Annotated in this window: 10 protein-coding genes and 1 riboswitch; all 10 genes read right to left on the bottom strand. The window is 52.2% G+C overall.

Annotated features, from left to right (window positions below):
- Window positions 1-55: 55 nt before the first annotated feature.
- Window positions 56-1,114: a Holliday junction branch migration DNA helicase RuvB gene (gene ruvB, locus ACGG9R_RS07235; protein WP_390153305.1), complete on the bottom strand. Its 1,059-nt coding sequence runs from the start codon at window positions 1,112-1,114 to the stop codon at window positions 56-58.
- A 243-nt stretch (window positions 1,115-1,357) separates the two neighbouring features.
- Window positions 1,358-1,963 carry a Holliday junction branch migration protein RuvA gene (ruvA, locus tag ACGG9R_RS07240; protein WP_390153307.1) on the bottom strand — a complete coding sequence of 202 codons (606 nt, stop codon included), beginning with the start codon at window positions 1,961-1,963 and terminating at the stop codon, window positions 1,358-1,360.
- 128 nt (window positions 1,964-2,091) lie between these two features.
- Complete coding sequence (ruvC, locus tag ACGG9R_RS07245; RefSeq protein WP_390153310.1) at window positions 2,092-2,586, bottom strand: crossover junction endodeoxyribonuclease RuvC; 495 nt, start codon at window positions 2,584-2,586, stop codon at window positions 2,092-2,094.
- A 390-nt stretch (window positions 2,587-2,976) separates the two neighbouring features.
- Window positions 2,977-3,822, bottom strand: a complete 846-nt coding sequence (locus ACGG9R_RS07250) for a bifunctional 5,10-methylenetetrahydrofolate dehydrogenase/5,10-methenyltetrahydrofolate cyclohydrolase (RefSeq protein WP_390153313.1) — start codon at window positions 3,820-3,822, stop codon at window positions 2,977-2,979.
- Window positions 3,822-5,489: a formate--tetrahydrofolate ligase gene (locus ACGG9R_RS07255; protein ID WP_390153316.1), complete on the bottom strand. Its 1,668-nt coding sequence runs from the start codon at window positions 5,487-5,489 to the stop codon at window positions 3,822-3,824. Before ACGG9R_RS07255 ends, ACGG9R_RS07250 begins: the two co-directional genes overlap by 1 nt.
- A 127-nt stretch (window positions 5,490-5,616) precedes the next feature.
- Window positions 5,617-5,700: riboswitch (ZMP/ZTP riboswitch) on the bottom strand.
- 342 nt (window positions 5,701-6,042) lie between these two features.
- The gene (locus tag ACGG9R_RS07260; RefSeq protein WP_390153319.1) at window positions 6,043-8,007 is read right to left on the bottom strand and encodes a penicillin-binding protein; all 1,965 of its coding nucleotides are present in this window, start codon (window positions 8,005-8,007) and stop codon (window positions 6,043-6,045) included.
- Window positions 8,008-8,297: 290 nt separating this feature from the next.
- Complete coding sequence (locus ACGG9R_RS07265) at window positions 8,298-9,713, bottom strand: CCA tRNA nucleotidyltransferase (protein WP_390155118.1); 1,416 nt, start codon at window positions 9,711-9,713, stop codon at window positions 8,298-8,300.
- Window positions 9,714-10,009: 296 nt separating this feature from the next.
- Window positions 10,010-10,696, bottom strand: coding sequence for a TVP38/TMEM64 family protein (locus ACGG9R_RS07270; protein ID WP_390153322.1), 687 nt, complete (start codon window positions 10,694-10,696; stop codon window positions 10,010-10,012).
- A gap of 244 nt (window positions 10,697-10,940) precedes the next feature.
- The gene (locus ACGG9R_RS07275) at window positions 10,941-11,273 is read right to left on the bottom strand and encodes a hypothetical protein (protein ID WP_390153325.1); all 333 of its coding nucleotides are present in this window, start codon (window positions 11,271-11,273) and stop codon (window positions 10,941-10,943) included.
- A gap of 4 nt (window positions 11,274-11,277) precedes the next feature.
- On the bottom strand, window positions 11,278-11,865 hold the full coding sequence (locus ACGG9R_RS07280) for a hypothetical protein (protein WP_390153328.1): 588 nt from the start codon (window positions 11,863-11,865) through the stop codon (window positions 11,278-11,280).
- Window positions 11,866-11,867: the final 2 nt, after the last annotated feature.

Here is an 11,867-nt window from a genome sequence, read left to right on the forward strand (position 1 = left end):
AACAGATACCTTCTTATAGGAGATTTAGGGAAATGTGGCCGCGGTATGTCCCGCATCACTTTTCCCCTTTCGCAGGAAAGGCCGCTCCGATGTGCTCATAGGCTGCCTCAGTGGCAAGACGGCCGCGAGGGGTACGAGAGAGGAAGCCGATCTGCATGAGATAAGGCTCGCAGACATCTTCAATGGTCGCGCGCTCTTCGCTGACAGCGGCAGAAATGGTGTCGATCCCGACAGGACCGCCATTGAATTTATAAATGATCGCCTTCAGGATCTGATTATCCAGATCATCAAGTCCGATCTCATCGACATGAAGCGCAGCCAGCGCCTCTGCGGCAATATCCGCCGTGATCGCGCTCCCCTTCACCTGCGCAAAGTCTCTGATACGCTTCAAAAGGCGGTTCGCGATACGCGGTGTCCCGCGCGAGCGACGAGCGATCTCCTCTGCCCCGCTGTCCTCGATCTCGATCTGCAGGATGTGTGCGGCACGGGTAATGATCTTTTTCAACTCCTGCGGTTCATAGAACTGCATATGGTTCGTGATGAGGAATCGGTCACGCAGCGGCGCGGAGAGAGAGCCTGCCCGCGTTGTCGCACCGATCAGCGTGAAATGAGCAAGATCGATGCGGATGGAGCTGGCGCCAGTCCCCTTCCCCATGACAATATCCAGAGAAAAGTCTTCCATCGCAGAGTATAGGATTTCTTCGACATTCCGATTCAGTCGATGGATCTCATCGATGAAAAGTACATCGTGGTCCTGCAATGTCGTCAGGATGGAAGCCAGCTCCCCCGGACGCCCGATGGCCGGACCGCTCGTCACTTTAAACTGCGAACCCAGCTCATTGGCGATGATCTTCGCCATGGTGGTCTTGCCGAGTCCCGGCGGTCCATAGAGCAGCACATGATCCAGCGGCTCTTTGCGCGACTTCGCTGCCTCGATGTACACCTTGAGATTCTTCTTGAAGGCTTCCTGTCCGATATAATCGTCCAGATGCTGCGGACGAAGCGTCGTCTGCCACTCGTCTTTTGCGCTTTCTTCGGTGGAAACGATGCGCCCCTTGCTGCCGAGCACCTCTTCCTCTTCACCGCCAAGGCTTTTGATGTATTTGTTCTTCATGAAGACTCCTTTGAAAAAGGTTCAGAAAATCGATTCCATAGATTTCAATAAGTTTGAAAGTGGCCTCGAGTGACTAGTGACTGGTGACTTAAATGCCATCTTCTGGCATCGCCGTATTTATGCTTTGCGGCGCTTCCTTATTTTTTCGCGCCGCACCATCATTTCGCATTTCTCATTTCTAATTTCTCATTCAAGCGAAGCTTTCACTCCCAATCAAAGGACGGCACACCCAAGGGGCTACCCCTATCCTCTGCTCTTCCCAAACTCCCGCAATGCCGCTCCGACGAGCTGAGAAACATTGTCATACTCGCCTGCGAGCCTCTTAAGGACAGGCGCGATCTCTTCCGCCTCATAGCCGAGCGCCATGAGTGCACGCGCTGCTTCTCCGCTCACTCCTTCATCCGGCTCTGCCGCAGAGACCGCAGGCATCTCCATTTCGCCCAAAGCAAAGACACCGACCTTATCCTTGAGCTCGACAAGAAGACGCTCTGCCGTCTTCTTGCCTATACCGGGGAGCTTTGTCAGCTGGGAGACATTCTGTGCCTTCACCGCACCAACAAAAGCAGCCGGCGTCATGGCAGAGAGGATGCCCATCGCGACCTTGGGCCCGATCTTGGAGATAGAGATCAAAAGCAGAAAGAGCTCCTGTTCTTCCTGTCCAAGAAAGCCATAGAGCAGGATCGCATCCTCACGGACTGCCATGTACGTGAAGAGCTTCGCCTCCTCCCCGGTCATGAGCTGCTGACGGGTCTTATCGGAGATGAAGATCCGATACCCGATGCCGCCTGTTTCCAGAAAACAGAAATCTTTGAAAAGGGCCGTCACACGGCCTTTGATATATCCGATCATGAGAAACTATTCCTTTACCTATGAAAGAGACCATCAGCTTGAATGGGTCCGCCGGATTCTGCGGGGAAAACGCCGCAAAGGATAACTGGATAATGCCTGAAGGTGACCTTTCAGTCCAGCGATATTTCCTATCCCCCCGGCGTCCAATTCTTATGCTCCAGGCGATAGATCGCGGTCAGCGCGATCGCAAGTGCATCTGCGGCATCGTCCGGATCGATCTTTTTCGTGATGTGCATCATGCGCTTCACCATTTCTATGACCTGCTTCTTGTCAGCGCGGCCATAGCCTGTCAGCTGCTGCTTCACCTGCAGCGGCGTCACCGGGATGATAGGGACGTTCTGGCGATAGCCTGCGAGCAGGATCACGCCGCGCGCCTGCGCCACCTTGATGCCTGTCGTAATATTCGTATTGAAATAAAGTGTCTCTACCCCCATGAACGCAGGCCGGTATGTCGCGATGAGCTCAGCGATGCCTTCATAAACGATGTTCAACCGCTCGAGGTCACTCTGGTCTTTGTACGTCTCAATGACGCCGTAGTTGACCGGAGTGATGGTGGTGCCATTCTTCTCAACCACACCGAAGCCGCAGCGCCCGGTACCGGGGTCAATGCCTAAGACGCGCATAATTCTCTCCTTTGCATGCAATCGGTTGTATTATACCATATTTCGCAAAGACACGCAGACGGCAGCGGCGCTCTCCATGAAAAAAGGAGCTGTGAAGAAATGAATCCTCATTTCTTCACAGTTCCTTTTTACTTTGCTTTCATTTGGTTCAGGGTTCAGGGTTCAGGTGGCGGCTTCGCCGCCTTTTTTAGAAGATGGTATTCTCGTATCGCAGCCTTCCCCTCTAGGGGAAGGTGCCCCGCAGGGGCGGATAGGGTGACTATGGTATGAAAGACAGCCGAGATAAGGTTTCCCGGTCACTCCTATGAGAGCTGCAAGTCCCCCGCGGCAGATTGAACGCGAAAATGAGATGATCGTTATTTCACATCGCCTTTTCTAAGGAAACACAGATCATTTCGCCAGCTTTTCTCCCGCTGCGATAATATTTTCGATCACCATGGTCGTAGTGACGCTGCCGACACCGCCCGGAACCGGTGTGATGGCTCCGGCTTTTGCCGCAACAGCTTCATAATCCACATCCCCCACAGTCTTTCCATCCACGCGGTTGATCCCCACATCGATGACTGTCGCACCTTCCTTCACCATGTCAGCGGTCACATAGTTTGCATGACCGACGGCTGCGACTAGGATATCTGCCTCGCTTGTAATAGAGGCGATGTCCTTCGTATGCGAGTGACAGATGGTAACGGTCGCATTCTTCGAAAGGAGCATCAGAGAGACCGGCTTTCCGATGACATTGCTGCGTCCGATGATGACGGCTTTCTTCCCATCGATCGGGATCTTGTAGTGATCCAGAATCGCCATGACAGCGCGCGGCGTACAGGCGAAGAGGCCTGCCTTCCCCGCCGTCAGACGGCCCGCATTCGTCTCAGTGAGGCCGTCGACATCCTTATCCGGATTCATAAGAGCGATCATTTTCTCTGCACTGATGCCTTTCGGAAGCGGCATCATCATGAGGATGCCAGTGATCTCCTGATCCGCACTGAGATCTGTCACAAGAGAGCCCAGCTCTTCTTCTGTCACATCATCGGAGGCGCGGAAGATCTCTGCATCAATGCCATAGCCCTTGGCGACCTTCTGCATAAAAGATGCGTACATGGCAGACGGCTTGGAGGATCCGGCCAGAATGATGGCGAGCTTGGGTTCATAGTGCTTCTCACGCAGTTTTGCAAGGCGCAGGGCGAGCTCTTCTTTCAGAGCAGCCGCCGTTTCTTTCCCGTCTAAGATCATTGCCATCAGAAGAGCCCCGTGATATTTCCTTCCTCATCCACATCGATCTTCTCCGCAGCCGGACGGCGAGGAAGCCCCGGCATGGTCATGACCTTGCCGGTAAGGATGACAACAAAGCCGGCGCCTGCAGCAATGCGCGCTTCTCTGACATGGAGCGTGAAGCCCTCCGGCGCCCCGAGCTTGGTCGGGTCGTCGCTGAAGGAGGCCGGCGTCTTGGCAATGCAGACCGGGACATGGGCAAATCCCATCTCTTCGATGTGCTTCAGTTCCTTGGCAGCCGCCGGATCGTAAGCAACATCCGCTGCGCCGTAGATCTCTTTCGCAATGGTTTCGATCTTGTCTTTCAGGCTGCCTTCCAGATCATAGAGGGTGTGATAGTGGGAGCCCTGATCAATAGCAGAGAGGACTTTGGTAGCCAGATCCAGACCGCCTTTGCCGCCTTCGGCAAATACATTGGACTCTGCCACTGCGACGCCGACTTCCGCGCAGGCATCTTCGATGACCTTCTTCTCTTCTGCGGTGTCAGCGGGGAACATGTTCAGCGCAACAACGATCGGCAGACCAAATTTCTTCATGTTAGAAATATGGCGCATGAGGTTCGGAAGGCCTCTCTTGACCGCTTCCGGATCAGATTCTGTGAGTTCATTCTTCGCTTTTCCACCATTCATCTTAAGCGCACGGATGGTCGCAACAAGGACCGCCGCATCCGGCTTCAGACCGGCGAAACGGCACTTGATGTCAAGGAACTTTTCAGCGCCGAGATCGGCACCGAAGCCTGCTTCCGTGATGACATAGTCTGCGAGATGCAGTGCCGTCTTCGTCGCAAGGACAGAGTTGCAGCCATGCGCGATATTCGCAAATGGACCGCCGTGAATGAAGGCCGGGACGTGCTCGAGCGTCTGCACAAGATTTGGCTTCAGTGCATCCTTCATAAGAGCTGCCATCGCACCTTCCGCATGAATGTCGCCCGCAGTGACCGGGGCATTGTCATAGGTGTAGCCGACAATGATCTTGGCAAAGCGTTCCTTCATGTCGCTGATAGAACGAGCCAGACAGAGGATCGCCATGACTTCCGATGCGACGGTGATATCGAAACCGCTTTCTCTCGGTACGCCATTCGGATGACCGCCAAGACCGACGACGATGTGACGGAGCACGCGGTCATTCATATCCATGACACGGTTCCATACGACGCGGCGCGGATCGATGCCGAGTACGTTTCCCTGCTGGATGTGGTTGTCCACCATGGCAGCAAGAAGATTGTGTGCAGCGGTGATCGCATGGAGATCGCCCGTGAAATGAAGATTGATATCTTCCATCGGGACGACCTGCGAATAGCCGCCGCCTGCTGCGCCGCCCTTGATGCCCATACAAGGACCAAGGGATGGTTCACGAAGGCAGATCATCGTCTTCTTGCCGAGCTGAGAAAGAGCCTGCCCGAGACCGACGGTGGTCGTGGTCTTGCCTTCACCGGCCGGTGTCGGAGAGATCGCCGTCACAAGGATGAGCTTGCCATTCGGTTTCTTTTCCAGCTCTCTGGTGAATTTCAGAGAGACCTTCGCTTTGTAATGGCCGTAGTTTTCCAGTTCCGTTGCCGGGATGCCGATGCTTTCACCGATTTCAGTGATCGGCTTCATTTCAGCTTTCTGTGCAATTTCGATATCGCTTAACATGTGGATCTCCTTTCAAAAAACGACATGCTCTCACAATGGCTTTCCATTTCATTATAGCATAGGTGGGTGGGGCGTGTGCCGGGGGATGGCAGCACTGATTTTTTCTAAACAAAAACCGTCTGAGCAGAAGTTCTGCCCAGACGGTCGGCGTTTCAGATAGTACAGTACCCGTGGTCATTTCCACTTTACTCCGTCAGCCCTGTCCCATCTCCATGTTGTAACCCTAGCCTACCATGGCTTTCTAGCTATGTCAATGGTACATTTTAGGGAAACACGGATGTAAAAAGGCGTTCCTCACAAAGATATTGAGTCACCAGTCAATAGTATAGCGATTTGTTAACTTCTGGACTTAGTGAGAAGTGAAAAGTGCTGGAAGTAACACACCATTCATATAGTGCCCCAATCCCCCTTCATTATATAAAACTCCGCGGCGCTTCCTCATTTTATGCGCCGTACCTTCACTCCTCACTCCTCATTCCTAACTCCTCACTTAATTTGGAAGTTTCCTTAAATGCCAGTGATTTAGAAAACGCAATACGAGTCAGTAGATCCCTCATTCACTGCAATGCACCCACACGGTATCTCCTTTCTTCACATAGATGCCTGCGCCGGGGCTCTGCTTATCCACGAAGCCGCTTCCTTCCAGCGCAAAGCCAAGACCTGCTTTGGTGAGCCATTCCCCTGTGTCTCGCATAGACCAGCCATAAAAACTGGGCAGAGGGAATTCCGTCTCTGCTTCGGAGGGCAGCTTCGGCTTATTCGTCTCAATGGATGGGGTGACAGGTTTAGCATGGTTCTCACTGTCTTCGATCGTCGGGACAGCCAGGTAGCGCATGATCTGTGTCATGGCTTCTTTGAAAACCGGAGCCGCGACTTGCCCGCCATAGTACGTACCCGTCGGCGTATCCAAGACAACGAGACAGATGGCCCTCGGATCCTCCGTCGGGCCGAAGCCGCAGAAGGAGGCGATGTACTGGTTCTTGAGATAGCCGCCGTGCTCTGCATCGATCTTTTGCGCGGTGCCTGTCTTGCCTGCCATATGATAGCCCGGTACCTGGGCATTGCTGCCGCCGCCCTCGGAGACCTCCTTCTCCATCATGTCCTTCACTTCAGCGGCGACCGCTTCCGTGATCGGCTGTCCGATCACTTCCTTTTCCGTGACTTGATAGTCACTGCCGTCGGCATTTTTGATCGAAGCGATGATATGGGGCTTCACCATCTTTCCGCCATTGGCAAGGGCGCTGTAGGCCTGCACCATCTGAAGCGGCGTGACTGCGATGCCCTGCCCGATGGACATGGTCGCAACGTCAATGGGCCGCATGTTTTTCGGCTCAAAGAGAAGTCCCACGCCTTCTCCCGGGAGCTCGATACCCGTCGACCGTCCAAATCCGAATCGCTTCGCATAGTCGGTCATCGTCTCACCGCCGGTCAAAAGACCGACATGTGCAAAGCCCGTATTGATCGACCACTTGATGATATCGACGAGACGCACGTCACCGTAAGATTCTTCATTCCAGTTCTTGATGGGATGACCGGATGCCCAGACCACACCCGGGTCATGCCAGACGCGCTTCGTATCGTAGGTCCCGGCCGAGAGTGCCGTCGCCGCGATGATCGGCTTGAAGGTAGAGCCCGGTTCATAAATATCGACAACGGCACGGTTCTTGAACTGCCGCTCATCCGCTTTTTCGAAATGATTCGGATCATAGGATGGCTGATTTCCCAATGCCAGGATCTCTCCTGTCTTCGGATCCATGACGATGATGATGCCGCCTGTCGCATGGGTCGTCTTCATCGCACGGTCAAGCGCACGCTCCGCATAAAACTGAATATTCTGATCAATGGTCAGGTACACAGAGCGTTCCTTCTCCGCCTTGAATGGAGTAAGTACTGACTTCAGGATCGGATTTCCCCTGGCATCCGTCAAGATCTGCTGCTTATTCGAGCCGCCGCGGATGAGACTGTCAAGCGACATCTCAAGACCGTCGAGCCCCTTGTCATCCATCCCGACAAAGCCGAGAACATTCGCCGCCATGGAGCCATTCGGATAGAAACGACGGCTTTCATCCACGAAACTGAGGCCTTCCCATTTCCTTTCCCTGATGAGATCCTTTACCCTGTCCGAGTCTTCCGGATCCATCGTGCGCTCCAGCCATACGAAGCTCGTATCTCGCGAGAGTCGTTCCTCGATGTCTTTCTCTTTTTTGTGCAGAATCGGCGCCAGCGCCTTCGCCGCTTCTTTGGGAGAGACATTTAGCATTCCCGGATCGCCATAAAGAGACTTCACCATGATGGAAAAAGCCATTTCCTTCCCATTCCTGTCATAGATCGTACCGCGCGGTGAGTAGAGCGTCTGGCTCCCCTCCGTCTGATTCATCGCCATCTCTTCATAGCGGCTGCCTTCGATGACCTGCACCCAGAAAAGACGCAGCACAAGAAGAGCCACCAAAACACTGATGGCTTTCGAGATGTTGGCGCTTCTCATGCGCATTTTATTTCTGGGCTGTCCCTGATCCATACGAGCTCCTTTCGTGAAATGGGGTGAATGGGGTCAATGGGTTCTACGGGTTCAAGAGGTTCAAAGGGGTTGGTGCGGCGCATAAAAATCAGAAGCGCCGCGGAGTATAAATAGGGCGATGCCCGAAAAGTTCCTGAAGAGCAGGTTTCCCGTTTGGGCTTTCCTATCACCGACCGATGAACCGCGAATGACAAAGATTTCTCGGCAACGCTTTCAATGACGATGCGAGAGAGTCTGATATCTACCCGTCTCCCAATCCCTAGCCTCTAGTCACTAGTCACCAGTCCCTTCTAATCCCTATGTCTTTTCGCAAATCGCAGTGCCGCCTCGTGAAGCGCTTCTTCCGTATTATCCAGATCGCCATTCTGCACGCGGAAAAGCAGATTATTCATGCCCTCTGCGACATGCGGAGCAAGAATAGCGGGTACATCCTTCGGATAGTGCAGCTCCTTGCTGGTAACAGGCATACGCCGCGAGAGCTCTGCCATATAGTGGCCGAATGCTTCGTGACCTTCTGTCGCGGAAAGAGGCCGTCCGCAGCCAATGATGTCCGCCTTGCAAAGGTCTTTGAGATGGAGAAAGCTCTCCGCCATCGCTTCAGAAGAAGAGAATACATGGTCTCTTGCGAGCTGGCGTACCCATTTCTCTGCATCCGCTTCCGGTGAATTAGCGAAAAAATGAAAACGCATATGATTCTCCACCAGCCAGACCACCTCTTCCGTGAAAGCAGGAGACCAGCGATAGCGCGTAAGGATATCCCTTGCCATCTCAGCCCCCTTCTTATCATGGCCATAGTCCGTGAGCCGGCCTTTACGTATCGCGCGGATCCCCGGCATCCCCTTGGCTACATCATGAAGCAGCGCTGCCCAGCGTAAAAGCGGCTCCGGGCTCACCGCCTCAAGCACTGCAAGCGTATGATACCATGCATCATACTTATGAAATTCCTTTTGCTGCGGCAGCCCCACCAGATGAGAAAGCTCGGGCAGGATGGGGACTTGCGTATATGCTCCCTTTTCCTTGATGCGGCAGGAGCAGCGAGCGAGGCCGCTTCGTACCAGAAGATCCATGCCGCGCGCAGCATGCTTCGAAACGAGCAGCCGGTCCATCTCCTGGCGTACACGCTCAAGCGACAGCCCCGAGACCCGCGGAAAAGCACTCTCCATCCCCTCTACCAGCGAGCTGTCCGCCATAAAGTCGAGCTGAGCCACAAACCGGCAGGCGCGAAACAGACGCAGCGCATCCTCTGAGAAACGCTCTCCTGCATCCCCTACCGTCCGAAGACGTTTCCTCGCGATATCGGAAAGACCGCCAAACGTATCATGAAGCCGCCCTCTGCGATCCATCGCCATGGCATTCACCGTGAAATCACGGCGCATCAGATCCTCTTTCAGCGTCCCTGCAAAGGATACCTCGCTCGGCCGATGGGCATCACTTCCATACCTCTCGCTGCGGAATGTCGTCACTTCGTAATTTTCACCGCCCAGGACAATGATGACCGTCCCGAACCGGCGTCCGCCGCCATCGATCGCTTTCCAACCACGCAAAGCAGCGATAGAGAGCATTTCCTCCGGACGCGCCGACGTGGTGATGTCCCAATCATGCGGCACCTTTCCCATCGCAAGATCACGGACGCACCCGCCCACGATATAGCCCTCTTTCCCCGCTTCTTCCAGCGCTTCCAGGATCTGCCTCGCTCCCTCATCTATAGCTCGCCCCCGCTCATCACAAGAGCAGGAAGCGAAAGAGTTCTTCGTAAAGCAGGAAGAAATCCGATGCAAGAGTCCCACGTGTTTCACCTTCTCTTTCGTATCATTGATTGTATTATATACTCTATCAGAAAGAAGGGAAAGGGAGCAAGCCCCGCTCAAGGCGTTGCGCCCTTGTTCTTCCCGAGTCAAGGACGCACGCTCCCTCAGTCAGAAGAGGCCGAAGAAAATCCACGGGAATCTCTCTCTTTTCTCCCATCAGCCCCAGTCAAAAAAGGATGCCTTTCGGCATCCTTTTATTCATCCCTGTTGGGGTGTTTCTTTTTATACATCCGATGCGACACGCAGCCGCCGATCAGCAGAAGGAACAGCAGGATAAAACGCGTACTGTGTTCCTGAAAATAAATGAGATCATGTCCCAAAACCACCTCGATCACGACCGAGGGGATCTTTCCGATGAGCGTCGCCTTGAAATGCTCCTTCGATGACAGCTTCGACACCACCGCGACCGCCGTGAAGAGAATATTCGGCGAATAGGGGATCGCCCTCGTAAGTATCATATGCTTCACGCTGCTATACTTATCGAGCTTCTCAAGCATATGCCGCTTCTCGATGAAGCTTCTCGCTTCCTGCCTGAAGAAGATACGCCCGATATGAAAACTCAGCTCGATTCCCAAGACTTCCCCCAGCCAGGAGATCACCAGTCCCGGAATCAGACCAAAAAGAGCTCCGTTCACTGTAAGAAAGGGGATCGTCGGGATCCCGAAGACATTACAGAAAATCAAAAGCCCAATACTCACCGCAAAGGCTCCATAGCCAAAAGAGGAGATATAATCACCTAAGCCATCAATATCCCCCGCCAGTGTCAGCTGAATCGTCTGGTCATAAAATTCCGGGTAGTACGTCTTCATCACGAATACAGAGACCGCGGCCGCAATGACCAGGATCAGTACCCCGATGAATTTCTTATATTCATCTACCATGCTCTACCCTTTGGCCACCCATAGTTTCAGAGGCATCACGGCAGGGCAGCGTTGCAGCGATACATATAGTAAGATCTCTAAAAATAATTTTTACAATTTGTCGTATACATTATAATACATCGCACGGAAATATGCCAATGTAGATCGCAAACTATAATGAGCCCAATGTCAAGACCGCTGAAAAAATTTTTAAGCGTGTTTTTGAATAAAGGTATAAATGGTGTTGTTTCTGGGCTTGATTGATTTACCTCATACTCATATCCGGATGGTCTTTCAGGAAGGTGTCAAACATGGGCTGCAAGCCTTCCATAGTGGCTCCGGAGGCTGCACCGGACAGGATGCTGTTCAAAGAGTCTTTCCCCTTGGCAATGGTTTCATAGACTTCTGCGCCATAGAGTGCTTTTAGCTGTTTATCTCTGGCATTGGAAGCCTTCTTTGCATAATCAATGGCGTTTGCTAGTATGTCAGCAACTCCACCATTAGCAGAGACGGTGATCCCACTCTTCTTGTATTCGTGCTTTTCATCACTGCGATATACATTGTCTTTGCTTGTGATGGTGACATTGTCACCGGTCAAAATTTTATGGATACAACCCCAGTTCCTTTAGCTCTTGAATTCTAGGTTGTGCTTTTTCCTGCAACTTAATGTAGGCCTTTTGTTCTTCTGGTGTTAATTCAGCTGCGGAATAAGTCTGGGTGAATTGATTTTCATACTTTTCGTAGTTTTCAAGAGCTTCATCCAAATCTTTGCTACTTTTTGGGGAAATATTTTTATTACGCAACAAAGTAATATGAAATGGATCCGCATTTATAATCCAAAAACCATTTCGTCCAAGGACATATAATACCTTGTATTGATAAAACCACCCCATCTGTATTTCATAATCGTATACATCATCTTCTAAAGGCGTTGCGATAAAATCAGATCTAGTATCCGACTGTAATTCTGGTTGAATATCTGATAAAAACCATTTATGGGTATTTCTTGGCTCGTATTCATAGAGTATTCCTGTTCGAAGATGTGTTCCAAATGCAGCTATTGTATTATCATTACTTCCCATTGGATATTTAAAATCTATAAGTACCCTAGCTGTACCAAAGATGGCATGATATCCCAAAACAACCATAAGTAGCCATATAATTATCTTTTTCTGTGTCAATTTCTTCATTG

Origin of the sequence: Dialister sp. i34-0019-2H8 (assembly GCF_042846925.1) — a bacterium.
In the GTDB taxonomy this organism is placed as follows: domain Bacteria; phylum Bacillota; class Negativicutes; order Veillonellales; family Dialisteraceae; genus Dialister.